This window comes from Amycolatopsis sp. NPDC114504, from assembly GCF_055633595.1.
The window spans coordinates 558,136-582,715 of the sequence record NZ_JBVKDU010000004.1; the positions used below are offsets into that span (position 1 = coordinate 558,136).

Here is a 24,580-nt window from a genome sequence, read left to right on the forward strand (position 1 = left end):
CCCGGGCGGAGCGTCCGGGCGGAGCGGGCGGCCGAGGCGGGCGGCACAGCAGCGCGGCGGGCCGGGGCGGTCGGCGGCGGTCGGCAACACCGCAGCGGGCGGCAGGCAGCCCGGGCGAGTGGGCGGCACAGCAGCGCGACCGTGCGGCAGGCGGGCGGCGGTCGGCGGCGGCTGGCGCAACCAGCGCCCCGGAGCGGGGCCCAGCGCGGCATGGGCGAGCAGGCGGCGGCCGGCAACACCGCAGCGGGCGGCAGGCAGCGCAGGCGAGTGGGCGGCAGGGCAACGCGACCGTGCGGGCGGCGATCGCCAAGCCCGGGCGGGCAACGCGGGCGGCAAGGCGGGGGCGGCAAGGCCGAGCGGCCCACCCGATCAGCTGCTCAACGTGAACGCCCGATCCGTCGCCGACCACGCAGCCCCGATCACCCCGGCCGTCTCGCCCAGCTCCGACAGCACGATCGGCAGGTTCCCCGTCGCCAACGGCAGGGACCGGCGGTAGACCGCTCCCCGGACCTCGGCCAGCAGCTGGTGCCCCAGCTGGGCCACCCCGCCGCCGATCACCACCATCCCCGGGTTCAAGAAGCTGACCAGCGACGCCACCACCTGACCCAACCGGCGGCCGCCGTCGCGGATGAGGTTGACCGCGCCGAAGTCTCCTGCCGCTGCCGCGCGGCCTACGTCGCGGGCCGTTACCGCTCCTCGCTCCGTTGCCACCTCGGCCAGGTGGGCCGAACGGCCGCTGCGGGCCAGGGCCAAGCCATCGCGGGCCAGTGCCGCTCCGCCGAAATACGCCTCCAGGCAGCCGACCTCGCCGCACGCGCACGTCGGGCCGAAGTCGTCCAGGCGGATGTGCCCGATGTCGCCCGCCGTGCCCGCGACCCCTCGGTACACCTTGCCGCCGAGGACTATTCCGCAGCCGATGCCCGTGCCGATCTTGACGAACATCAGGTCGTCCGTCGAGCGGGCGACCCCGGCGTGGCGCTCCCCCAGCGCCATCGCGTTGACGTCGTTGTCCACCGCGACCGGGCAGCCCCACAGCCCGCCCAGGTGGTCGCGCACGTTGAACCGGTCCCAGCCCGGCATGATCGGCGGGGCGACCGCCATCCCCTCGGCGAAGCTCACCGGCCCCGGCAGCCCGATGCCCGCCGCGACCAGCCGGCCGGGTGCCTCGTCGCGGATCTTCGCCGCCAGCTCGGCGACCCGCCGCAGCACCGGGTGCGGCCCCTGCCGGACGTCGCAGTCCTCGACGGCGTGCGCGAGCACCTCGCACGAAGCGTCGGTGACCGCCACGCCGACCGACGTCGCGCCGACGTCCACCGAAAGCACCCGCAGGTCTCCCGCGAGCCGGACCAGCGTCGAGCGGCGCCCGCCGCGGCTGGCCGACGGCCCCGCGGTCTCGACGAGCCCGACCTCGCCGAGCCGGGTCACCTCGGCCCCGACCCGGGCCCGCGGCAGCTCCAGCCGCTCCCCCAGCTCGACCCGCGACATCGGGCCCTCGTCCCGCAACAGGGTGAGCAGCCGGGTCTGGTGCCGGGTTTCGACCATCGAGTGCTCCGTGCCGGATGCCGCGCTCATTCGCCTCAGCCTACTGCGTGGGTGCCCGACCTCCCGGGAACGCCGGTCGGTCCCGAGTGGACGTGCCTGGTCGGGCCGGTGTTGTCGAGGGGCCGTCGACGACTGTCGACGGATTGTCGACGGCCCGTGCCAGCGTGACACCCAGGGATCGACGGGAGGGGGTGATCGGCATGTCCGCGTGGGACACGGCGGGGGCGTCAGGCGGCCGGGACGGGCTCCGTCCACACCTTGCCCATCTTCTCGAACTCGCGGCGGGTGGCGCTCAGGACGTGCCGGCGACCGATCTCGCTCTGGTCGACCGCGGCCAGGAACGCGGCGTTCAGGGCGATGTTCTTGATGTTGCCGCCGGCGATCGTGAAGTGCCCGGCCAGCTCGGCGAAGTCCACGTCGGCGGCCAACGGCGCCGCGGGCGGGAAGACCGCCCGCCAGATGCGGCGCCGGCTGTCGGCCTCCGGGAACGGGAACTCGACGATGAAGCGCAGCCGGCGGGTGAACGCCTCGTCCAGGTTCTGCCGGAGGTTGCTGGCCAGGATCACCACGCCGTCGTACTCGTCCACCTTCTGCAGCAGGTAGCTGGTCTCGATGTTGGCGTACCGGTCGTGGGCGTCGGACACCTCAGTGCGCTTGCCGAACAGCGCGTCCGCCTCGTCGAAGAACAGGATCGCGTTCCCGCTGCGCGCCTCGTCGAAGATCTTCGCGAGGTTCTTCTCCGTCTCGCCGATGTACTTGCTGACGACCTGGGACAGGTCCACCTGGTACACGTCCAGGCCGAGGTCGGTGGCCAGCACCTCGGCGGCCATCGTCTTGCCGGTGCCCGGCGGACCGCTGAACAACGCGGTCAGGCCCTTGCCCCGCGCCAGCTTCGCGCCGAAGCCCCAGCTCTCGAGCACCTGGTGCCGGTGGTCGAACTGGTCACGGATCTCGTGCAGGACGGCCACCTGGTCGGCGGGCAGCACCAGGTCGTCCCAGCCGGCGGCGACCGTCATCTTCACCGCGACGCCGCCGAGCGTGCGGGCGGACTGCTGCCGGCAGGCGGCGGACACGTCGGCCAGGCGCAGCGGCCCCGGGTCCGGCGCCATCAGCCGGTTGTCCCGGGCCAGCCGGACCACGGCCGGGATGCGGCCGGCGGGCAGCCGGTAGCGCCCGGCCAGCTCTTCGGCCCACGCCGCGGCGTCCGGGGTGCACGCGGCCAGGCTTTCGCGCCAGATGGCCGTGCTGCGCGCGAGATCCGGCAGGGTCACCGCGAGGGGGACGACGTCGTCCCCGGCCGGCCACTCGGACTCCCCGGAGAGGATCACGAGACCGCCGTGCCCGGCCAGCGCCGGCATCAGCGTCGCGTGGTTCAGCTCGTCGGCTCCGGCGACGTGCACGGCGGCGCCGTGCAGCAGGCCTTCGCGCAACGCCAAGGGAAGCAGGGTGCCGTCCTCGCCGAGGCTCGCGGCCTCGACGCTGACCAACGGCACGCCCAGCCGCCCGGCGCACTGCATCGCCAGCGCCCGCTTGCCCGCCCCCGCCGGGCCGTGCAGGTAGAAGACGACCGGCCGGTGCCCGCACAACCGCACCATCCGGTCGGCCAGGCCGGCCTCGGGGCCGGGACCAGCCTCGAGGTCGGCCGCCGGGTACAGCCGGGCGTGCCCGGACAGGCGGGCGTCCAGCCGCGCGGTGCCGAGCAGGAACGCGGTGATCTGCGGGTCCAGCGCGAGGAACCGGCTCAGGCCGGACGAGCCGGACGGACTGTGCGGGTCCTCGACCGGGCGCAGGATCCCGGACCGCGCCAGCGGCGCACCGTCGGCGAACACCGCGCGGGCCGCCCAGCGCTCGCGCTCGGTGGGGCACAAGAGGTCCAGCACGAGGTCGACGCTCGGCCGCTGCCGGGTGATGTCGTCCTGCAGGTACGCGTAGAGCCGGTCGTACTTGCGGCGCACCTCGGGAGCCAGGCAGACCAGCACCGCGTCGAGCTCGAGGGCGGACAGGCCGAAGATCCGGCCGAGCTCCGGCAACGGCAGCGCTCCGGCACTCGCCTCGACCCGCGCGGCCACCTGAGCGGTGAACTCGTCGAGCCCGGCGAGGTCCGGCGCCGGGTCGGCGGCCTCGCCGGCCAGCAGCGACTCGACCTCCTGCCGGGTGACGTACATCGCCCGGCTCACCTGGTCGGCCGCGGCGTCCGCCGCCGTCAGCCGCGTCCGGATCAGCAGGTCCAGCCGCCGCAATTCGTCGGCCAGGTGTTCCCGGCAGTCCGCATATCCCCGTGCCGTCACCGGAATTCCCCCTTCGGACGCACTCACGAATGCGTAGTGTGCCATGAGCTTCCCCGACGGGAAAGGTCGGTGAGACGTCTTGTTCGACGACCTTGACGCCACCCTCCAGGCGGTATTGAAAGACCCGGCGGCGCCCGCGGATCTGCGTGCCGCCGACGTCAGTTTCGAAACCCCGGACAAAGATTTCGCACCCGCGCACGCGGTGGTCAACCTCTTCTTCTACGAGGCTCAGGAAAACCATTCACTGCGGGAGAACGCGCCGATCCTGAGCCTGGTCGACGGCCACTTCGAACGCGCCGCCCCACCGATCCGGGTCGACTGCACCTACCTGGTCACGACGTGGTCGACCAAGACGGGAGCGTTGCGGGCACAGGAAGAGCACAAGCTGCTCGGGCTGGCCCTGGTGTGGCTCAACCGGTTCCCGGTCATCGGGGCCGGGTTCCTCCGGGGCGGCCTGGCCAGCCCGCCGCAGCCGTTCCCGCCGCCGACCATGGTCGCCCAGCTCAAGGAGGACCAGAGCAGCGGCCAGTTCTGGACCGCGCTGGGCATCGCGCCGCGGCCGGCGTTCTCGCTCACCACCACGATCACCCTGGCGCTGGCGGAGCCGCCAGAGCAGTTCCCGGCCGTGCAGGACGTGCGGTTGAACCTGAAACAGCAAGGTTGAGCAAAGGATTCACAGATGGTGGATTATTCGACCAAAGCGCCCGGTGTGTACATCGAGGAGATCACGCCGGCCGGCCCGATCGCCGGCAGCGGCACGAGCACCCCGGCCCTGATCGGCACGGTGGCCGCGACCGTGCCGAACGACAAGCTGGGCATTCCCGTCCCGATCACCAGCTGGACCGGGTACACCAGCCAGTTCGGCGACTTCGCCACCACCCTGAACCTGCCCTACGCCGTGCGGGGTTTCTTCGAGAACGGCGGCGGTTTCGCCTACGTCGTCCCGATCAAGGACCTGGCGGGGCTGCCGGCGGCGCTCGACCAGCTGACCCGCCGGCCGGACGTGAGCCTGGTCGCGCTGCCCGGCGTGGTCGACCCGGCCGTGCAGTCCACGGTGATCGCCCACTGCGAGGCCATGGGCGACCGGTTCGCCATCCTCGACGGCGCACCGGACACGACGCCGTTGAAGAGCGACGGCGCGCTGCAGAAACAGCGCGGCGGCCTGCTTTCCAAGAACGGCTTCGCGGGCCTGTACTGGCCGTGGGTCGTGATCCCCGACCCGCAGGCGGCGCCCGGGACGACGGTCACGCTGACCAAGCCGCCGTCCGGGCACGTCGCGGGCATCATGGCGCGCAGCGACAACACGCGCGGGGTGCACAAGGCGCCGGCCAACGAGCCGGTCCGCGGCGCGATCGACCTGGCCTACCCGCTCAACAACCTCGAGCAGGACCAGCTCAACACCAAGAACATCAACGCGCTGCGGGCCTTCCCCGGGCAGCCGCCGCTGGTGTGGGGCGCGCGGACGCTGACCGACGGCACGCCGTGGCGGTACGTGAACGTCCGCCGGCTCTTCTCCTTCGTGGAGGACTCCCTCCTCGCGGGCCTGCGCTGGGCGGTGTTCGAGCCGAACAACACGGGCCTGTGGAAAGGCCTCGAGCGCTCGATCACCGAGTTCCTGACGCGGGTGTGGCAGTCCGGCGCGCTGTTCGGGCGCACGGCCGCGGAGGCGTTCTACGTGAAGATCGACGAAGAGCTCAACCCGCCCGCGACGCGCGCCCTCGGCGAGGTCGTCGTCGAGATCGGAATGGCGCCGACCCGGCCCGCCGAATACGTCGTCGTGCGCATCGGCATCTGGGACGGCGGCGCCTCGGTGAACGAAAGCTAGGAGACAACAGCCATGCCACAGACCGGACAGCGCGTCGATCCGTACCGCAACTTCAACTTCCTCGTCGAGCTGGAGGGCATCGCGCAGGCCAGTTTCCACGACTGCAGCGGGCTCGGCTCGACGACGGAGATCATCGAGACGCGCGAAGGCGGCGACAACACCACCGTGCGCAAGCTGCCGGGCAAGACGAGCTACGCCGACATCACGCTGAAATGGGGCCTGACCGACTCCACCGAGCTGTGGGAGTGGCGCCAGCAGATCGCCGACGGGATCGTCACCCGCAAGAACGGGTCCATCGTGGTGTTCGACACGACCAACCACACCGAGGTCGTCCGCTGGAACTTCGTCAGCGCCTGGCCGACCAAGTGGGAGGGCCCGACCTTCACCGGCAAGGGCAACGACATCGCCATCGACACCCTGGTGCTGGCCAACGAAGGCGTGACGAGGGCCTGATGCTGGTCACGGAGTTCGCCTTCGAGCTGCCCAAGGGGTACGTCGACGCCGCCGGCGACCTGCACCGGACCGGCACCATGCGGCTGGCGACGGCGGCCGACGAGATCTACCCGCTCAAGGACCCGCGGGTGCGGAGCTGGCCGGCGTACCTGATCGTCGTGCTGCTTTCGCGCGTGGTCACGAAACTGGGCAGTGTCGCGGAGGTCAATCCCGGGGTCGTCGAAGGGCTTTTCTCCGAGGACCTGGCTTATCTGCAGGATCTGTACAACCGGGTCAACGGACTGACGCCGAAAACGATCGCGGCGGTGTGCCCGCATTGCGAAAAGGAGCACGAAGTGGCGGTGGATCCCCTGGGGGGATCGTCGGCTATCCCCTGAACCGGGTCTACCGGGAGATAGCCTTTTTGGGCCGCAATGTGCACTGGACCCTCGATGAATTGTTGGCTCTCGACCACGCCGAGCGGCGACGCTGGGTGCGGGAAACGGGAATGGCGGTGACGACGTGAGCGAAGAGTTCCCCACCCTCGGACGGCGGCTGGACCGGCAGGCCCGGCGGTTCGCCGCGCGCTCCCTGCCCGCCCGGCCGTGGGCCGCGCCGTTCGAGGTGCTCGCCGGCCGGCTGGGCGCGCTGCCCACCCCGGACGGCGGCCGCTTCGGCCGCCGCGAAGCCGAAGTGGCCGACGCCGAGGCAGCCGGACCGGAGTGGCCGGAGGACGACTCCTTCGGGGTGGAGCCGCCGTCGGCGCCGTCAGGTCGGGAGCTCCCGGGCGATGTGGTCTCGCGGCTGCGCTCGGTCGTCGGGCCCGGCGTCGAGGCCATGCGGGTGCACGACGACGAAGCGGCGCACGAGACGGCCGTGGCGCACCGGGCGGACGCGGTGACGGTCGGCCGGGACGTGTACTTCCGGGAGGGACGGCTGGACCCCCGCGAGCCGCGCGGGTTCGGGCTGCTGGTCCACGAGGCCACGCACGTCGTGGAGCGGACGCGGCCGGGCGCGTCGTGGCGGCAGGCCACCGGGCCCGCGACCGCGGCCGAGGAAGACCTCGCCCTGGCCCGGGAGACGGCCGTCGTGGCGGACCGGCCCCCGGCCGTCGAGGCGTGGCCCGCCGCACCCCACTCCATGACCGCGGCTCCGGGGGCGCAACCGCCTCGCTTCGCCGGCCACTCCCCCGCGGCGCCGGCGGCGTTCCCGGCGCCCGGCGGCACGCCACCGGCGGCAGCGGCGGCACCCCCGGCGACCCCGGCGGCGCGGCCGATGACGGCGGCGGTCGACCGGCCCATCGAGCCGCCGGGGTCGCCCGCGGCGCCGCCGTTCGACGTCGACGCGCTGCGCGAGGGGATCGTGCGGGACCTGAAGCGCCAGCTGCGTGACGAGTTCGAGCGGGGAGCCTGACATGACCCAACCGGCTTTCGGGGCCCGGCGACCGGCGCCGCCGACGAGCAACGAGCTGGCCAAGGCCCTGCTCGTCAACACCACGACCGGCGACCGCTTCCCCGTGATGTACAACCCGGAGCAGTTCAAGCTGGAGCAGGGCAACAACTTCGCCGAGGTCGGCATCCCGGGCCTGAACGCGCCGCCGGTGCAGTACCTGCGCGGCAAGGCGCGGGCGGTGACGATGGACCTGTTCTTCGACACCTACGAAACCGGTGCCGACGTGCGCGTGCACACGGCCCCGATCGTCGGGCTGCTGGACAAGTCCCCGCGGACGCAGGCCCCGCCGATCCTGCTGTTCTCGATGGGCCGGTTCCAGTTCCAGTGCGTGCTGGTCGACGCCGGGCAGACGTTCACCATGTTCCAGCGCGACGGCACGCCGGTGCGCTCGACGCTGTCGGTGCGGCTGCAGGAGTACGTCCGCGTCGACATGCGCATCGAACGCGGCGTCTTCTTCGGCTCACCGACGGTCTCGGCCGCGGTGAACACGGCGGTGAGCGCCGCCGGTTCGCTGCTGTCCGGGACGCCGAGCGTGCACGTCACGCTGCGCGGCGAGACCCTCAGCGGGCTCGCGGCGCTCTTCCTCGGCGACGCCGGCCGGTGGCGGGACATCGCGCGGGCCAACGCCATGGACGACCCGTTCGACCTGCCGCCCGGCACGCAGCTGGTCATCCCGGGCGGGGGCCGGCCGTGAGCGAACCGTTCTTCGCACCCCGCTTCGCCGTCCGGGTCTCCGGGGTGACGATGGCCGCCGACGTCAGCGGCCAGGTGCAGCAGGTGTCGGTCGAGACGAACCTCGACGTCGCCGGCAAGTTCTCGCTCACCTTGCGCAACCCGGACAACGCCCTGCTCGACTCGGCGCTGTTCGACCTCGGCAAGACCGTCGAGATCCACCTGGGCTACGGCAACGACCTGCACCCCGCGTTCCTGGGCGAGATCACCGCCATCGAGCCGGAGTTCCCGGCCGACGGCGGGCCGGTCGTGGTGATCTCGGGCGCCGACAAGTCGTACCGCCTGCGCCGGTCCCAGCCCGAGCCGACCACCTACTCCGCGACATCGGACAGCATCGTCGCGGCGCGGATCGCGGCGGAGAACGGCCTGGTGCCCGTGGTCGACCCGACTCCCCCGTTCCTGGAGCCGATCACGCAGACGACGTCGGACATGGCGTTCCTGAAGAGCCGTGCCGAGCAGTACTTCTTCGACGTCTACGTGGAGTGGGACCGGCTGCACTTCCAGTTCCCGCGCCCGGCGACCGCCGCGCACGTCCTGGAGTGGGGCCGCAACCTGTCCAGCTTCTCGCCGCGGATCTCCGCGTCGGGGCTCGCCGGGCTGCAGATCATCCGCGACTACAACCAGGAGCTCGCGCAGAGCATCTTCGGCATCGCGCTCGCGATGGACTTCGACCTCGACGACCTCGAGGAGAAGGCGGGCTCGGCGGCGATGGACCTGCTGACGTCGCTGGCGCGCACCGGGATCCGCCAGGGCAAGGCGGACAACCCGTTCGACGCGATGCGGCTGGCGAAGTCCCTGCTGGCCCAGCTGCTGGACGGGCTGTACGAGGGAACCGGCACGTGCGTGGGGATTCCCGAGCTCGCCGCCGGCGACCACATCGCGATCGAGGGCGTCGGCAAGCGGTTCAGCGGGACCTACCGGGTGCGCAAGGTGCACCACGTGCTCGGCGAAGCCGGCTTCCGGACGACGTTCGAGATCGCGCAGAACGCGCACGCGAGCCTGCTCGGCATGCTGCGCAAGCACCTCGCCGAGCCGCCGCCGGACAAGGAGCCGCCGCAGACCGGGGTGCTCGTCGCCGAAGTCGTGGACAACCACGAAATCGCGTCGGCGAAGGTGCCGTTCGGGCGGGTCAAGGTGCGGTACCCGAGCCTCGGGGACCAGGTCGTCAGCGCGTGGGCGCCGTGCGCCGCGCCGATGGCGGGCAGCGGCACCGGGTTCTACGCGCTGCCGGAGAAGGGCGAGCAGGTCCTCGTCGCCTTCGCCGGCGGCGACCTCGCCGGGCCGTACGTGATCGGCAGGCTGTGGAACGCCACGTCGCGGCCACCGGCGTCCAATATGGACGGCAAGAACAGCAAGAAGGTGATCAAGAGCCGGGCCGGGCACACGATCACCTTCGACGACACCGCCGAGCTCGGGAAGCTCGTCGTCGAGGACGGCCGGGGCAGCGCCGTGACGCTCAACGCCGTCGACGGCTCGATCACCATCAGCGCCGTCCAGAACCTCACCCTCAAGGCCGGCGGCTCGATCAGCCTGGAAGCCGCCCAGGGGGCCACCAAGATCACCATGGACGCCACCCGTGTCGACGTCACCTGAGGAGGGGCCGTGCCGAACGTCTTGACCACGAACAGCACCGTCGGGTGCGGTCACCTGCCACCGCCGCCCGGCAGCGGGATCGTGCAGGTGCAGAGCACCGCCAAGCTGCGGGTGAAAGGCGCGCCGGTGCTGCTGCCCGACAGCATCCTGGACAAGCCGCTCGTCCCGCTCACGTGCGGGATCGTCGTGTCCCAGAGCAACATCAAGTGCACGAAGGTCGCCACCGTCACCGCCGGGACCGCCACGAAGCTGACCGTCGGCGGCAAACCGGTCGTGCTCGACACGACCTTGAAGGGCAGCACCGACGGCACGCTCGCCGGGACGACGCCGCAGCTGCTGCTGGCCGCCGTCGCCGGCCAGACGAAGCTCACCAGCGTCTAGGGGGAACCATGAGCACCGACTTCCAGGGACGGGGCATGACGTTCCCGCTCCGGCTGGGCGTCGCCGGGATCAGCGAGTCGGCGGGCGCGGCGAAGGTCGAGGAGTCGATCCACGTCGTGCTGGGCACGCAGTACGGCGAACGCCTCATGCGGCCCCGCTTCGGCTGCAACCTGCGGAGCCTGGCCTTCGCACCGAACAACGTCGCCACGGCGAACCTGGCCCGCTACTACGTCGCGGAGGGGCTCGCGCAGTCCGAGCCGCGCATCGACGTGCTCGACGTCGCCGTGGCCAACGACAACGCCGGCGGCACCCTCGTGATCACCATCAGCTACCGGCTGCGCGGCACGCAGGACGTCCGCAACCTCATCTACCCCTTCTACCTGGAGCGTCCGCAGTGACCCAGCCCGTTGACCGCGGCCGCGTCGTCCCGCCCGACCTCGACGACCGGACCTGGCAGGACCTCGTCGACGAGATGCGCGCCCTCATCCCGAAGTACGCTCCCCAGTGGACGGACCACAACCCCAGCGACCTCGGCGTCACGCTGATCGAGCTGTTCGCCTGGCTCGGCGAGGGGATCATCTACCGGCTCAACCGGACGCCCGAGAAGAACTTCCTCGCCTTCCTCGGCCTGCTCGGCACTACCCGGGACCCGGCCACGCCGGCGTCGACGTTCCTGACGTTCACCTCCGGCGCGGGCGCGGTCACGGTCCCGGCGGGGACCAAGGCGCAGACGGCGGCGTCGCAGGACCAGCAGCCGGTCGTGTTCGAAACCGACGAGGACGTCGCGGTCCTGCCGATCTCGCTCGCCGACGCGCTCGTCGTCGGCCCGTACACGACCGGCGCCGCGACGGCGCAGTACGACGTCGCCGGGGCCGCGCTCGTCGGGCCGCCCGCGGCCAAGCTCCCGCTCACCCTGCAGGGCACCCAGTCCGCGCAGGTGTGCTTCGGCTTCGACCAGGCCACCACCCAGGACCTGGTGCTGCGCCTGCGGTTGTACCGGCCGTCGGCCGACGCGACCCAGCTCACCGCGTCCTGGGTGTACGCCAAGGGCACCGCGGAACCGCTGGCCTGGACGGCGATCCCGGGTGCGGCCGACGCGACCGAGTCGCTGCGGCACGACGGCACGGTGCGCCTGAAGGTCCCCACCGACTGGGCCGCCCAGCGCCCGAGCACCGCCGCGGGCGGGCCGGGCTGGACGACGGTCACCGCCCGCGACGCGGCCCAGACGCTCACCACCCCGCGGTTCTGGGTCGGCCTGCGCCTGGCCAACACGAAGACGACGCCGCTGACCATCGGGATCGACCGCGTGCTCTTCAACGCCGCCGGCGCCCACAACGCCCTGACGATCGCCACGCCCGAACCGCTCGGGCAGAGCACCGGCCAGCCGTTCCAGATCTTCGGATTGGCCCACCGACCGCTGTTCCGGCGCCCGGACACCATCACGCCGTACGACCACCTCGCGGTCCAGGTCGGCGTCGGCAAGCCACCGGTGTGGCAGACGTGGACGGCCGTCCCGGACCTGCCGCCCGGGCCCGGCCAGGTCTACCGGGTCGACCCGGTCACCGCCGAGGTCAGCTTCGGCAGCTACGACGAGCAGGCCAAGACCGGCCACGGCACGGTTCCCCCGGCGGGCAGCCAGGTCCGCGCGCTGTCCTACAAGTACGTGGCGGGCGGGGTGTCCGGCAACGTGGCGCCCGGCCAGGTGACCATCCTCGGGCCCACGCCCGGCGGCGGGCTCCCGGCCGGGATCACCGCCGTGACCAACCTCGGCCCCGGCCTCGACGGCTCGGACGAGGAGGCCCTCGACGACACCCTGCGCCGCGCCCCGGACGCCCTCAAGGTCCGCGACCGCGCGGTCACCGCCGAGGACTACGAGTTCCTGGCCGCCGAGGCCACTACGGACGTCGTGATCGTGCGGGCCCTGCCGCCGCGGCTGCAGGACGCCGACGGGGCGGGCAACGCCTGGAAGAAGGGCGATCCCTGGGCGTTCGCCGGGATCAGCCGGGCGCCCGGCACGGTGAACCTGGTCGTGGTGCCCGACCAGGGGTCCGCCGTGTCCCAGCCGGCGCCGACGCCGGACCTCGTCCGGGAGATCCAGACCTACCTCGACGCGCGCCGGGACCTGTCCGCGCGCCTGACCGTCGTCGGCCCCCGGTACCTGCCGATCATCGTCAAGGCGGACGTCACGTTCTTCCCGCAGGCCCCGACCTCGACCGCCGACCAGAACAAGGTCAAGGCCGACATGCTGGACAAGATCAAGGCGTTCCTGCACCCGGCGCGCGGCGGCAAGGACGGCCGGGGCTGGCAGGTCGGGCAGCCGGTGGTCGTCTCCGACCTGTTCCGCGCGATCACGCCGCCGGAGGACACCGCGTTCCTCTCCAGCCTGCTGGTCAAGCCGGACATCCCGGTGTACCACCTGCCGCCGCTCAACCCGGCGGGCACGCCGGGCAACTGGAGCAACCTCGAACGGCCCTTCGCGCTGTCGGACTACGGCGCCGCCGTCCGCGTCGCGGACTACGAGCTCGTCTGCCCGGCCGCCGACAACCTCCACACCATCACCGTCATCCTCGCGTCGAGCTGAAGGAAGCCTTCCGATGGCCGAGCTGAGCAGCTACCTCCGGCACCTGCCCCCGGTGCTGTGGTCCGGTGACCCGGCACCACCCGGGTTCTCCCTCGGCGCCTTCCTGCGGATCTTCGAGAAGGTCCTCACCGGGATCGACGACGACGTCGAGGTCCGCCACGGCGACCACGCCCACCCGGCGATCACCGAGCTGGTCGCCCGCCAGCACGAGCTGTTCGACCCGTGGCGCACCCCGGCGGAGTTCCTGCCGTACCTGGCGTCCTGGGTCGGCCTGGAGTTCCCGACGCTGCAACGGCAGCCGCTGTGGGACGAGTACCAGCAGCGCAAGGCGACCGCCGAGATCGCGAGCATCGAGCGGCAGCGCGGGCTGCGCAGCGGCCTGAACCGCTACCTCGACCTCTACACGGTGGGCCAGACCCACCCGCGGGTCGTCCTGGACGACGGGCGGCGGCTGCTGGTGACCAAGCCCGTGCGCGGGCGCCTGGCGCCGGTCGCCGGCCTGGTCACCCAGGGCCCGGTGCTCGCCGGCGGCCTGCCGACCGGAGCTGTCGTCAGCGACGGCCTGATCCGGCCGCAGTGCGTCACCTCGGCACCCGACGGCGGCCTGTTCGTCGGCGACATCGGTGCGCCGAGCGCCAGCGGGGTCCCGTTGAAGAGCCGGGTGTTCCGGATCAGCGCCACCGGGGGCTACGACCTGACCGGCACGCCGCCGAAGCCGCAGCCGCTCGTCGGCTCCGACGTCATCCAGGTGCCGGTCGTGGCGCTGGCCGTCCGGCCGGCCGGGGACGGGCTGCCGGAGAACCTGTACATCTTGGACCGGTCCGGGAAGGTGTTCGCCCTGCCCGCGCCCTACCTCGGGAAGACGGCGGCCCAGGTGACCACGGTGGCGCCCGGCGGCAACACGACGATCGCGCCGGTGGCCATGGCCGTGGACACGAACGGCGACCTGCTGATCCTGGACCGCGGCGACGGGTCCGGGACGACCAACCCGCCGAAGATCATCACCGTCAAGCCCAGCCCGCTGACGGTGACGCGCAAGAACCTCACCACCGTCGTCGAGCCGCTGTCGCTGCTCGTGCAGAGCGACGGGAAGCTGATCGTCGGCGACGGCGGGAACCAGGCGCCGTCCACGCCCGAGCAGCTGCCCGGCAACCTGGTCCGGATCACGCGCAGCGGGACGACCTGGACCGAGACCGCGCTGCTGCCGGCGACCAACCCGCTGGTCGCCCCCACCGGGCTCGTCCAGCCGGGCGGCCGGCTCCACGTGCTCGACGCGGGCCTGAAGCCGTTCTCGCCGCCGAACGTCGACCCGTTCCTGCTGAACGTCGCCGACCCGGCCGTGGTGTACGCCGTCGACCTGCAGGCGTCGCCGGTCACCGTCACGCCCGTGACGGAGCCGGGCAACATCGTCTACCCGACCGGGCTGGCCACCTCCGGCGACCGGCTCGTCATCTGCGATCCCGGGCAGCCCGAGGTGGCCGGCGGGGTGGTGCCCGTCTGGTCCCGGCTGCTGCCGTGCCGGATCGACGTGGTCATCCACTTCCTCGTGGCGCGCGTGCCGGCCGACCCGGACGCGCGCTCGGCCGTGCTGCGCCAGGTGGTCGGCACCATCCGCACCGTCGTCGAGCAGCGGAAACCGGCGCACGGCATGTGGAACCTGGTCACCGAGTTCTGAAGGAGAGGGAGAGAGATGCGTGAACGACTCCAGGCCCGGCTCACCGAGCTGACGCGGGACCACCAGCTCGGCCAGGGCCGGCTGGCGGAGCTCGACCGGGAACAGGCGGCGCTGCGGGAAACCCTGCTGCGCATCAGCGGCGCGATGCAGGTGCTCGAAGAGCTCCTCGGCACCGCGAACACCAACGGGCAGCCGGCCGAGCCCGAGACCGCCGCAGCCCACTGACCGACCATGCCGACGACGGGGAGACCGAGATGACCAGTTTACCTTTGGTGCGCACCGAATACATGAACGTCAGCACCAACACCGTGCGCACCGGCGCGACGTCGCACGGCGAAAGCCTGACCGACATGGAGTCCTACGTCATGCGCCACGGCCAGGTGGGCGCTTCGGCCCTGCACGCCTGGGGCGTGGCGCAGGGGCTGGCCGTCCTGGCCGCGCCGGACCCGACGAGCCTGACCGTGCAGCCGGGGGTCGCGCTGGACTCGGCGGGCCACCTGATCGCGCTGGCGGCGAACGGCTTCGCCATCACCGATCCCGACGTGGACCCGGGCCAGGTCGCCAACGTCCCGACCGTGCCGGTGGCCGCGGACGGCGTCGTCGTCTCGGCCACCGGGCTGACCGGGGACCGCTACCTCACGCTCACCTGGCGGGAGGTCATCGACCCGAACTCCCCCGGCAGCGCCCCCACCCTCCTGCACGCGCCGTGGCTGCGCCTGCAGCCCGTCGCCGAGGTCCCCGACACCGGCGACCAGGTCGTCCTCGCGCACGTCGTGCTGAGCAACCAGAACCAGATCACGGCGCTGACCGCGGACCACCGGCGGGTCGCCGGCATCCCGGCCGGGCGGCTGGAACTGCGTCGCGCGCGCAGCAACGGCGGCCCGCCGGCGACGGTCGACCAGCTGCCCGCCGGTGAGCTGCAGGCCACCGACGGCGGCGGCGTCGCGATGAACCTGCTGCTGGCCAACGGAACCAGCCAGCCGGTGCTGAGCGCCGACCCGGCGGGAACGTTCGCCCTGCTGCCCAGCGGCGGCAACGCCGGGGTGGGCCTGCACGGCACGCCCCCGCGGCGCACCCTGCACGTCGAGGGCAGCGAAGTCCACAGTGGAGGTTCCGGCGGCGGGTTCTCCTTCGCCAGCCGGACCACCGGCAGCTTCGTCGAGAACCCGACCGCGGGCGAACGCTGGTCGTGGTACGCGGCGGGCGGCACGGCGAGACTGTGGTCCGGCTCCGACCAGTTCGTCTTCGGCACCAACGCCGGCGGCACGCGCGTGCAGGCGGGCGGGGTGGGCGCACCGCTGGAGGTGGCCGCGAACGGCGGTGCCCTCGGCAAGCTCGCGCTGACCACGAGCACGATCGCGGCCCGGCGGTCGGACGGCGTCGAGACGGTCGTCGTCGACACCGTGAACGGCCGGATCGGGCAGGGCACCGCCACGCCGACGCATCCGCTGCACGTCACCGCGAACCGCGGGATCCGGCAGAACTCGATGTACGTCGGCGGCACCGCGGGCTGGAGCAGCCTGTCCTACAACGCTTTCCACAACGACGCGAACACCGACTGGGTCTTCCCCGACCAGACCCGGCCCGGCGTCACGGTGGAAATGGACGACAACGGCGGGAACTCCCGGTTCCAGGTCTACACCACCACGCCCACCGCCAAGACCGCGTGGCAGCTCCGGCTGGGGATCAACGGCACCACCGGCACCGTCACCATTCCCGGCCAGCTCAGCCTGAGCACCGGCGGGTCGTCGGGCGGGCCGTTCAGCGTGACCTCGAACGTCGCGAACACCAACGCGTTCTCCGCCACGAACAACAGCGGCGTGGCGATCTGCGCGCTGAACAACAGCAATGCCGGCTCGACCGTGCAGATCCTGGGCGGCGAAACCGGGCTGTCGGTGCTCGGCGCGTCCTTCCAGGCCGCTTCGTTCAACGGCGACGTCCGGGTCACCGGGACGCTGTCGGCCAACGCCAAGCAGTTCGTGATCGACCACCCGCTCGACCCGGAGAACCGCTACCTCAACCACGTCGGCGTCGAGTCGAGCGAGCGGGCCGTGGTGTACAGCGGCAACGTCGAGTGCGACGAGGACGGCAAGGCCACCGTGCGGCTGCCGGAGTGGCTGGAAGCGCTGGCCGGCGACTTCCGCTACCAGCTGACCTGCGTCGGCGGGCGATCGGACGTGTACGTCTCCGAAGAGGTGCGGGACAACGCCTTCGGGATCGCCGGGGGCGGCTCCGGGCAGCGGGTCTCCTGGCAGGTCACCGGAGTCCGGCACGACGCGTGGGCGGCGTCCCACGAGTTCTTCGCGGAGGAGGACAAGCCCGAGCGGGAGCGCGGCTTCTACCGGAACCCGGAAGCGTTCGGCAAGGACGTCACGGCGGGCGTGCAGTGGGCCGAGACCGAGCGGGTGCGCCAGGCGCATCCCCTGGCCACGCGGCACTTCGTCCGCCGCCACGCCGAGCAGGAGACCGCCCGGCTGCGGGCACAGGCCGAGCGCAAGCAGGCCATGGCCGGGTAAACGGCCGAAGGACGCGAAAGGGGAAGACCGGTGGAACGGGCCGAGAAAGCCTCCGAAGCCAAGAGTTCCGTCCCGGGCACCGCGCGGCCGGCCGGTGCCGGCCGCGCGGTGGCACCGCTGTCACCGCTGGGGCTGGTCCAGCGGTTCGCCGGCAACCGCGCGGCCCAGCGGGTCCTGCACCGGTGCGGGCCGGAACCGTGCGAGTGCTCGGCCGGGAAGCAGCGGGAAGCCGCCGCCTACGCGGGACTCCCGGTCAGCCACCCGAACGACCCGGCGGAACGGGACGCCGACCGGGCGGCCGACGAGGTCCTCCGGATGCGGGACGACGAAGTGGGCCCGCCGCGGACGCACCACCCGGGCGCCCCCGAGACGGTCTACCGGTCGGCCGTCCCCGGCGCAGACGTCGCACCGGTGGCGGCACCGCTGCGGGCGGCGTTCGAGGCCGGGCAGCCACTGGACGCAGTCACCCGCGCCTGGTTCGAACCCCGGTTCGGGATGTCGCTGGGCGGGGTCCGCGTGCACACCGGGCCGGCGGCCGCGGACTCGGCGCGTGAGCTGGACGCGCGGGCCTACACCGTCGGCTCGGACATCGCCTTCGGTGCCGGGGAGTACGCGCCGGGCACCACGGCCGGGCGCCGGCTGATCGCCCACGAACTGGCGCACGTCGTCAGCCGGGCCGAACCCGGGGTGTACCGGCAGCCCGCCCCGGCCGACACGTTCCACGACCGGGACAAGGGCCCGGTGAAACCGAGCTCGAAGTCCTACTTCTTCCAGGGCGTCGAGATGACGACCGACCCCGCCTACGCCCGCCGGGAGCTGAAGCTCCTGGTGCGGCGGTTCGGGATCAAGGGCCTCGAGCTGTGGTACGGCGTGCTGCACGGCACCCGCACCCAGATCGCCCTGCCGTTCTCCGCGCACGCCCGCGCGTTCGGTGGCCTGCGGCCGCGCAATCCGATGGACGCGCAGCGGGACATGGCCGATGACGCCGTCCGCGGCGAAATCGGTGCCCGGGCCGTCGCCGTGGTGGACCAGGTCTACCCGGGGGTGCTGGCCGAGGCGAAGGCGTTCCGCGTGTCGTTCCAGGCCTCGCTGCGCCGGTCCCTCGAGCACCTGCTGCGGGAGAGCGAGCTCCGGATCCGGACGCAACGCGTGCGCTACGGGCTCCGGACGGACCCGGCGCGTCCCGCCGAGGTGACGGCCGAGGACACCGTCTCGTTCCGCGCGGTGGTGGGTGCGGCGCAGGACCTGCTCGTCATCCGCCGCCGCGTCGACCGGCTCCGCGGGGAACAGCACGCGCTGCTGGAGATCACCAACGCGAAAGCGGGCACGACCCGGCTGCCCGAGCAGCACCGGGCCCGGTACGACCAGCTGGGCAAGCAGGCGGCCGAGATCGAGAAGACCTACGACGAAGCCCGGATCTCCGCCGCTTCCCGGCACCCCGCGCTGGGCGCGGTCCTGGACGACGCCGGCGCCGCCGCGACGTACGAGCTGGAGAACCTCGCGACCGGGGACCGGCGCGGCACCGTGCGCAGCATCGGCCGGTCGCGCGGCACGGCCGCGGGCCTCGAAGACGTCATGGAGAAACGGGAGCGCAGCATCGCCCAGGTCCGGGTGAAGGTCGACGGCGACCCCGAACTGCTGTGGGCGCTGCCGGAGATCATCGGGCTCACCAAGGCCGTGCTCGGCACCGACGGCAACATCATGGCCGACGGGATCATCAAGGAGAAGCTCGACGAGCTCCAGTTCGAAGAGGCGCTGAAGAGCTCGTTCCTGCTCGTCGCCCAGCTGGCGCTGCTGATCCCGACCGGCGGCACGAGCCTGGTCGGGACGGCGGCCCTGTCCGGCTATCAGGCCGCCCGCAGCGTGGAGAACTACCGGTACCAGTCCGCGCTGGCCTCGACGGACCTGAACAAGCGGGCCTACGCGATCGCCGCCGAAGATCCTTCCCTGGCTTGGGTCGCGCTGGACGTCGCGTTCGCCATCCTCGACGCCAAGGCGGCCGTGAGCGCGTTCCGGGAGCTGGGTCCGCTGGCCAAGACGGCGCTGCTCGGCAAGGAGGCCGACGCGGCCGCGCTCGCCACCCGGGCCGACAAGCTCGGCCCGGGGCTCGGCAAGCGGCTGCTCGACCGGCTCGCCGTCCTGCGCAAGCGCCCGGAAGCGCTCCGGCTGCTCGGCGCGGCGGGCGAGGCGGAGGTCAAGGCGGTCGCCGAGGTGACCGAGGCGATCGGCCGCGAGGCGAGCGCGGCGGAGCGGATCGCGGGCGTCGCGGGCCACGACGTCAAGGTGACCAAGTCCGGCGCGCTGGTGGTGTGCAGCGAATGCATGTGGCTGCGGGAGCGCTTCGCCACCGAGCTGGCCGGGAACTCCGCGCTGAGGAGCCGGATGGCCGCGGCGGAGGCCAAGGCCCGGGCCGGCGCGCTCGACGCGGCGGGCAAGGCCGAGGTCGGCGCCCTGACCGCGGAGCTGCAGACGATCCGGGAAGCCCGGCTCATCGCCGAGTACGGTCCGGCGGCGGCCAAGGCCGCGGCCGCCGGTGACGCCCGGGCCGCCTACCAGACGGTCCTGCGGCGGCGGCCGACGCTCGATCGCGAGCTGGCCGACCTGGAGCGGCGCCTGGCGGCCACGCCGAGGCTGAACCCGGCCGACGCCGCCCGCGTGGACGCGCTCACCGCGCGGCTGGAGCGGCTGCGGTCGATCGACACGGTCAGCGTGGCTCCGCGCAACGGGCGGATCGTCGAAGTTTCCTTGGACCGGACCGCCGCGAACTACTTCGAGAACGTCGCGTCGGTGGTCCCCGGTCCCCCGGTGGTACTGGAGTTCCCCGACGGCAGCCGCGTCTGGCGGGACGCCGTCGGCGGCCCCATCCGGCACGAGTCCACCCTCGGCGGGTCGCTGGGGCGGGCCGGGACGGAGAACGCGAAGTACGCCACGGGCGCGCACGGCAACCTGCCGGCCGGGCCGAAGTACGAGCGCGCCCACACGTCCGGCCAGGGAACCGGGTTCGAGAGCCCGTACGCCATCTACTACGCGCCGGAGTACGTCAACCAGACGTTGCAGAACCAGGGCATCGAGACCTACCTGCGGGACATCACCGCGGGGGCCCAGCCGGGCGAGTCGTTCCGGGTGGTGACCCGGACGCAGCCGCACCCGGACACCCTGCGGCTGGCCACGATCGACTACAGCGTCCTGCGCCAGACCGGCGACCGGGTCGAGGAGGTGGCGACGTATTCGATCGTGGTCAGCAGTTCGGCCGAGCACCCGGTGGTGACGGCGGGCGCACTCCGCTTCGCCCCGACGTCCACCGGACGGGCGATGGCCACCCGCTTCCCGATCCCGCCCCCGCTGACCGGGCCCGCCCGCTTCGCCTACTGACACCGCGGGTACGCCCGTTCGCGCGCACCCCACGACCCGAAGGGGAGGTATCCGGCGAACCCCCTTCGCGCTCTTGTCCGCGTGAGCGAAAGTCGGGGAGTGGTCACGCGAAGACCGGCGCCGCCGTTCCGGGTCCTCGGCCCGTTCGAAGTGTGGGTGGACGAGCGGCGGCTCGAGCTCGGCGGGCCGCGGATCCGGACCCTGCTGGCGTTGCTGACCGCGAACGCCGGCCGGGTGATGCCGGTGGGCGCGCTGGTCGACGCGCTGTGGGGCACCGATGCCCCGCCGGATGCCGCGCAGACCGTGCGGACCTACGTCTCGCGGCTGCGGCGTTCGCTGGCCACGGCCGGGCAGCTCATCGTCACCCACCAGGTCGGCTACACCTTCCGGCCGGCGCCGGACGCGCTCGACGCCGCGAATTTCGAACGTCTCGTCGTGACCGGACGGGACGCGCTCACCGCGTCCCGGCACGCGGACGCCGTCACCCGGCTGACTTCGGCGCTCGAGCTCTGGCGCGGCGACGCCTACGCCGAGTTCGGTGACGTCCCGCTGCTGCACTCGGAAGCGGGCCGGCTTGCCGCGATGCGCCTCGCCGCCACCGAAGACCGGATCGACGCCGAGCTCGCCACCGGTGCGAGCTCCGCGCTGCTCGACGAGCTGATCGCGCTGACCGAACGGCACCCGGGCCACGACCGGTTGTGGGGCCAGCTGATGATCGCCCTGTACCGGGCGGGCCGGCAGGTCGACGCGGTGGAGGTGTTCGGGCACGCCCGGGCGGTGCTCGTCGGGCGGTTCGGCCTGGATCCCTCGGCGCAGCTGACGGAAATCCACCGCCGGCTCCTGAACAACGACGCGCGGCTGCTCGGCGTCCCGCCCGCCGTCACCGCCGCACCGGTCCCGGCGCGCAACGATCTTCCCGGTGACGTCGCCGGTTTCACCGGGCGCGAGACCGAGCTCGCCCGGTTACTGGCCGCCCCCGCCGGTCCGCCGGCCGCCGTAGTCGTCCCGGCGATCGACGGGATGGCCGGCGTGGGGAAGACGGCGCTGGCCGTGCACGCCGCGCACCTGCTCGCCGGCGACTACCGCGACGCCCAGCTGTTCCTCGACCTGCACGGGCACACCCCCGGCCGGGCGCCGACGACGCCGTCGGCCGCGCTGGACACGCTTCTGCGGGCGCTGGGCGTCCCCGCCGCCCGGATCCCGGCCGACCTCGACGCCCGGGCCGCGCTCTGGCGGGCGGAGCTGGCCACCCGGTCCGTGCTGGTGGTGCTGGACGACGCCGCCGACCTCGCGCAGGTCCGCCCGCTCCTGCCCGGGACCGCGCGGACCCTGGTGCTGGTCACCAGCAGGCGGCGGCTGGTCGGCCTGGACTCCGCGCTCGGCGTCTCGCTGGACGTGCTGCCGGAAGCGGCCGCCGCCGCGTTGTTCGCCGGCGTCCTCGGCGACGACCGCGCCGCCGACACCGCCGCCGTGCGCGACGTCGTCGACCGGTGCGGGTACCTGCCCCTGGCGATCCGGCTGGCGGCGGCCCGCCTGCGCGCCCGGCCGTCATGGCCGGTGCGGTACCTGGCCGAGCGGCTGCGCGGGCTCGGCTGGCCCCTGGCGGAGCTCGAGGCGGACGGCTGCGGCGTGGCCGCGTCCCTCGCGCCGTCCTACGACCGGCTGGCTCCCCCGGCGCGGCGCCTGTTCCGGCTCCTGGGGCTGCACCCGGGCCCGGACTTCGACGCGCCGGCCGCCGCGGCGCTCGCCGCCGTCCCGGTCGCGGAGGCCGAACGGCTGCTGGAACACCTCGTCGACGACCACCTGCTGCGCCAGTCCGCCGCGGGCCGCTACCGGTTCCACGCCCTGGTCCGGCGCCACGCCCACACCGCCGCGCTGGCCGACGAACCCGAGTCCGAGCGGCGGGCGGCGCTGCGCCGGGCACTCGACTCCTCCCGGCCCGCCACCCACCCCGGCGACGAGCGCCCGCCGATCAGCCTCGGCCCGGCGGCGGCCGTCACGTTCCCACCGAACACGCTGAACACGCCGGCCATGCCGATAGCCGGATTTGCCCGGGAATTCCGGTCTTGAGTGAGAGTGCCTGCCACGGAACGGATCCTCACCGGGTAGGCCGTCCGGGTGCACGCCGCCGGAAACCCAGTGGACTGGACCATCGGCACGTCGTGAACTGTTGACACGATCGAGAAACCGGACCTACCCTCCCCCCATCCCACCGAACTCACCGAGCTTCTCTTCTCTCCCGGAAATACAACGTTGTAAAAATCCGCGCAGGTCGCTGATCTGCGACTTCGAGAGTGAGGTTCCCGTGCCCCGCGGTCGAAAACCCCTCGCCACCCTCACCACGGCACTGCTCGTCCTCGCGGCGATGCTCGGCCTGAGCAGCCCCTCGCAGGCCGCCGGTTCCCTGCCCTGCGACCTCTACGGCGCCGCCGGTACCCAGTGCGTCGCCGCGCACAGCACCACGCGCGCCCTCTATGCGGCCTACGCCGGCAACCTCTACCGCGTGCAGCGCGCTTCCGACCGCGCCGAAACGAACATCGGCCTGCTCGCCACCGGCGGGTACGCCAACGCCGCCGCGCAGGACTCCTTCTGCGCCGGGACGACGTGCACCATCACGGTGATCTACGACCAGTCCCCGCGCCACAACGACCTCACCGTCGAAGGCCCGGGCACCGCGGGCGGGCAGGACGTCGCCGCGATCGCGTCCGCGCTGCCGGTCACCGCGGGCGGGCACAAGGTCTACGGCGTCTACGTCTCCCCCGGCACCGGGTACCGGCACTACGTCGGCGCCGGTGTCGCGGTCAACGGCCAGCCCGAGGGCATGTACATGGTCGCCAGCGGCACGCACGTCAACGGCGGCTGCTGCTTCGACTACGGCAACGTCGAAGCGCAGATCGCCGACACCGGCAACGGCCACATGGACGCCGTCAACCTCGGCACCACGTGCTACTTCCCGCCGTGCACCGGGATCGGCCCGTGGGTGGCGGGCGACCTCGAAAACGGGCTGTTCCAAGGGAACCGCTCCAACACCGCCAACCGCGGCAACGCGACCCCGTTCGTCACCGCGCTGCTGAAGAACAACGGCCAGACGACCTTCGCGCTCAAGGGCGGCAACTCGCAGAGCGGCGGCCTGACGACCTGGTACAACGGCGCGCTGCCCTCGGGCGGCTACACGCCGATGCACCAGGAGGGCTCGATAGTGCTCGGCACCGGCGGCGACAACAGCAACGCGTCCATCGGCTCGTTCTTCGAAGGCGTGATGACCGCGGGCTACCCGACCGACGCCGCGGACGACGCCGTCCAGGCCAACGTGGTCTCGGTCGGGTACACCGGCTCCACCGGAACTCCGCCCTACGCGGCAACGGTTTCCGGCCCGGGCGGCAAGTGCCTCGACGTCGCCGGCGACGACACCGGCGGCAACGGCACCGCCGTGCAGCTGTGGGACTGCCAGGCGAACGCCTCCGATCAGCACTGGGCGCACAACGCGGACTCGTCACTGTCCACTTTGGGCCGCTGCCTCGACGTCGTCGGCAACGGCACGGCGGGCGGCGCGCTGCTGGAACTGTGGGACTGCAACGGGGTCGGCGGCCAGAAGTGGGTGCAGCAGGCCGACGGTTCGCTGCGCAACCCGCAGTCCGGCCGCTGCGTCGACGCCCCGAACGGCGCCACCGCCAACGGCACGCGCCTGCAGATCTGGGACTGCAACGCCTCGGCGGCGCAGAAGTTCTCCGTCACCGGCGGCGGCCCGATCACCGGTCCCGGCGGCAAGTGCGTCGACGTGGCCGGCGACGACCACGGCGTGAACGGGACCGCCGTGCAGCTGTGGGACTGCCAGTCGTTCGCGGTGGACCAGCACTGGTTCCACCTGTCCGGCGGCGCGCTGCGGACGTTGGGCCGGTGCCTCGACGTCGTCGGCAACGGCACGGCGAACGGCGCCCAGGTCGAGCTGTGGGACTGCAACGGCGTCGGCGGCCAGGGCTGGACGCAGCAGGCCGACGGCTCGCTGCGCAACCCGCAGTCCGGTCGCTGCCTGGACTCCCCGAACGGGGCGACGGGCAACGGGACGCGGCTGCAGATCTGGGACTGCAACTCCTCGGCGGCCCAGAAGTTCACGCTGCTCTGACCGAGCGGTCGTGGGGGGGGGGGAAGGGGGGGGGGAGGGTTTCCTATTCCCGCAACACCCAGCCACCC

Annotated in this window: 18 protein-coding genes; 16 read left to right on the forward strand and 2 right to left on the reverse strand. The window is 72.7% G+C overall.

The window, feature by feature from the left end; genetic code table 11:
• Positions 1 to 369: 369 nt before the first annotated feature.
• Positions 370 to 1,572 carry an ROK family transcriptional regulator gene (locus ACZ7PG_RS32275; RefSeq protein ID WP_470242910.1) on the reverse strand — a complete coding sequence of 401 codons (1,203 nt, stop codon included), beginning with the start codon at positions 1,570 to 1,572 and terminating at the stop codon, positions 370 to 372.
• A gap of 197 nt (positions 1,573 to 1,769) precedes the next feature.
• Positions 1,770 to 3,830 (reverse strand): AAA family ATPase, encoded by a 2,061-nt coding sequence (locus ACZ7PG_RS32280; protein ID WP_470242911.1) that lies wholly within the window; start codon positions 3,828 to 3,830, stop codon positions 1,770 to 1,772.
• Positions 3,831 to 3,909: 79 nt separating this feature from the next.
• Here ACZ7PG_RS32280 and ACZ7PG_RS32285 point away from each other — a divergent pair, with 79 nt between their 5' ends.
• The 16 genes from ACZ7PG_RS32285 (at position 3,910) to ACZ7PG_RS32360 (ending at position 24,512) form a co-directional block, all read left to right on the forward strand.
• Positions 3,910 to 4,494, forward strand: coding sequence for a Pvc16 family protein (locus ACZ7PG_RS32285; protein ID WP_470242912.1), 585 nt, complete (start codon positions 3,910 to 3,912; stop codon positions 4,492 to 4,494).
• Between the two features lie 15 nt (positions 4,495 to 4,509).
• Positions 4,510 to 5,655 carry a phage tail sheath family protein gene (locus ACZ7PG_RS32290; RefSeq protein ID WP_470242913.1) on the forward strand — a complete coding sequence of 382 codons (1,146 nt, stop codon included), beginning with the start codon at positions 4,510 to 4,512 and terminating at the stop codon, positions 5,653 to 5,655.
• 12 nt (positions 5,656 to 5,667) lie between these two features.
• Positions 5,668 to 6,108, forward strand: coding sequence for a phage tail protein (locus ACZ7PG_RS32295; RefSeq protein WP_470242914.1), 441 nt, complete (start codon positions 5,668 to 5,670; stop codon positions 6,106 to 6,108).
• Positions 6,108 to 6,485: a hypothetical protein gene (locus ACZ7PG_RS32300; protein ID WP_470242915.1), complete on the forward strand. Its 378-nt coding sequence runs from the start codon at positions 6,108 to 6,110 to the stop codon at positions 6,483 to 6,485. Before ACZ7PG_RS32295 ends, ACZ7PG_RS32300 begins: the two co-directional genes overlap by 1 nt.
• Positions 6,486 to 6,609: 124 nt before the next feature.
• Complete coding sequence (locus ACZ7PG_RS32305) at positions 6,610 to 7,500, forward strand: eCIS core domain-containing protein (RefSeq protein ID WP_470242916.1); 891 nt, start codon at positions 6,610 to 6,612, stop codon at positions 7,498 to 7,500.
• Position 7,501: 1 nt separating this feature from the next.
• Positions 7,502 to 8,233 carry a CIS tube protein gene (locus ACZ7PG_RS32310; protein WP_470242917.1) on the forward strand — a complete coding sequence of 244 codons (732 nt, stop codon included), beginning with the start codon at positions 7,502 to 7,504 and terminating at the stop codon, positions 8,231 to 8,233.
• A complete protein-coding gene (locus ACZ7PG_RS32315) occupies positions 8,230 to 9,864 on the forward strand; it encodes a phage baseplate assembly protein V (protein WP_470242918.1) in 1,635 nt (544 codons plus the stop codon). Before ACZ7PG_RS32310 ends, ACZ7PG_RS32315 begins: the two co-directional genes overlap by 4 nt.
• A 9-nt stretch (positions 9,865 to 9,873) precedes the next feature.
• Complete coding sequence (locus ACZ7PG_RS32320) at positions 9,874 to 10,245, forward strand: hypothetical protein (RefSeq protein ID WP_470242919.1); 372 nt, start codon at positions 9,874 to 9,876, stop codon at positions 10,243 to 10,245.
• Positions 10,246 to 10,253: 8 nt separating this feature from the next.
• Positions 10,254 to 10,643 carry a GPW/gp25 family protein gene (locus ACZ7PG_RS32325; RefSeq protein ID WP_470242920.1) on the forward strand — a complete coding sequence of 130 codons (390 nt, stop codon included), beginning with the start codon at positions 10,254 to 10,256 and terminating at the stop codon, positions 10,641 to 10,643.
• A complete protein-coding gene (locus ACZ7PG_RS32330) occupies positions 10,640 to 12,826 on the forward strand; it encodes a putative baseplate assembly protein (RefSeq protein WP_470242921.1) in 2,187 nt (728 codons plus the stop codon). The genes ACZ7PG_RS32325 and ACZ7PG_RS32330 overlap by 4 nt, the downstream gene beginning before the upstream one ends.
• Before the next feature lie 13 nt (positions 12,827 to 12,839).
• Positions 12,840 to 14,501, forward strand: coding sequence for a phage tail protein (locus ACZ7PG_RS32335; protein ID WP_470242922.1), 1,662 nt, complete (start codon positions 12,840 to 12,842; stop codon positions 14,499 to 14,501).
• Between the two features lie 15 nt (positions 14,502 to 14,516).
• Positions 14,517 to 14,726, forward strand: a complete 210-nt coding sequence (locus ACZ7PG_RS32340; protein WP_470242923.1) for a hypothetical protein — start codon at positions 14,517 to 14,519, stop codon at positions 14,724 to 14,726.
• 29 nt (positions 14,727 to 14,755) lie between these two features.
• The gene (locus tag ACZ7PG_RS32345) at positions 14,756 to 17,017 is read left to right on the forward strand and encodes a hypothetical protein (protein WP_470242924.1); all 2,262 of its coding nucleotides are present in this window, start codon (positions 14,756 to 14,758) and stop codon (positions 17,015 to 17,017) included.
• Positions 17,018 to 17,047: 30 nt separating this feature from the next.
• Positions 17,048 to 20,389, forward strand: a complete 3,342-nt coding sequence (locus ACZ7PG_RS32350; protein WP_470242925.1) for an eCIS core domain-containing protein — start codon at positions 17,048 to 17,050, stop codon at positions 20,387 to 20,389.
• A 99-nt stretch (positions 20,390 to 20,488) separates the two neighbouring features.
• A complete protein-coding gene (locus ACZ7PG_RS32355) occupies positions 20,489 to 22,459 on the forward strand; it encodes an AfsR/SARP family transcriptional regulator (RefSeq protein ID WP_470242926.1) in 1,971 nt (656 codons plus the stop codon).
• A gap of 235 nt (positions 22,460 to 22,694) precedes the next feature.
• Positions 22,695 to 24,512, forward strand: a complete 1,818-nt coding sequence (locus tag ACZ7PG_RS32360; RefSeq protein ID WP_470242927.1) for an arabinofuranosidase catalytic domain-containing protein — start codon at positions 22,695 to 22,697, stop codon at positions 24,510 to 24,512.
• Positions 24,513 to 24,580 lie beyond the last annotated feature (68 nt).

Excerpts from the sequence above, each read along its gene's own strand:
- ACZ7PG_RS32275 (WP_470242910.1), bottom strand. The coding sequence starts at position 1,572 with ATGAGCGCGGCATCCGGCACGGAGCACTCGATGGTCGAAACCCGGCAC.
- ACZ7PG_RS32340 (WP_470242923.1), top strand. The coding sequence starts at position 14,517 with ATGCGTGAACGACTCCAGGCCCGGCTCACCGAGCTGACGCGGGACCAC.
- ACZ7PG_RS32300 (WP_470242915.1), top strand. The coding sequence starts at position 6,108 with ATGCTGGTCACGGAGTTCGCCTTCGAGCTGCCCAAGGGGTACGTCGAC.
- ACZ7PG_RS32335 (WP_470242922.1), top strand. The coding sequence starts at position 12,840 with ATGGCCGAGCTGAGCAGCTACCTCCGGCACCTGCCCCCGGTGCTGTGG.
- ACZ7PG_RS32295 (WP_470242914.1), top strand. The coding sequence starts at position 5,668 with ATGCCACAGACCGGACAGCGCGTCGATCCGTACCGCAACTTCAACTTC.
- ACZ7PG_RS32325 (WP_470242920.1), top strand. The coding sequence starts at position 10,254 with ATGAGCACCGACTTCCAGGGACGGGGCATGACGTTCCCGCTCCGGCTG.
- ACZ7PG_RS32290 (WP_470242913.1), top strand. The coding sequence starts at position 4,510 with ATGGTGGATTATTCGACCAAAGCGCCCGGTGTGTACATCGAGGAGATC.
- ACZ7PG_RS32345 (WP_470242924.1), top strand. The coding sequence starts at position 14,756 with ATGACCAGTTTACCTTTGGTGCGCACCGAATACATGAACGTCAGCACC.
- ACZ7PG_RS32310 (WP_470242917.1), top strand. The coding sequence starts at position 7,502 with ATGACCCAACCGGCTTTCGGGGCCCGGCGACCGGCGCCGCCGACGAGC.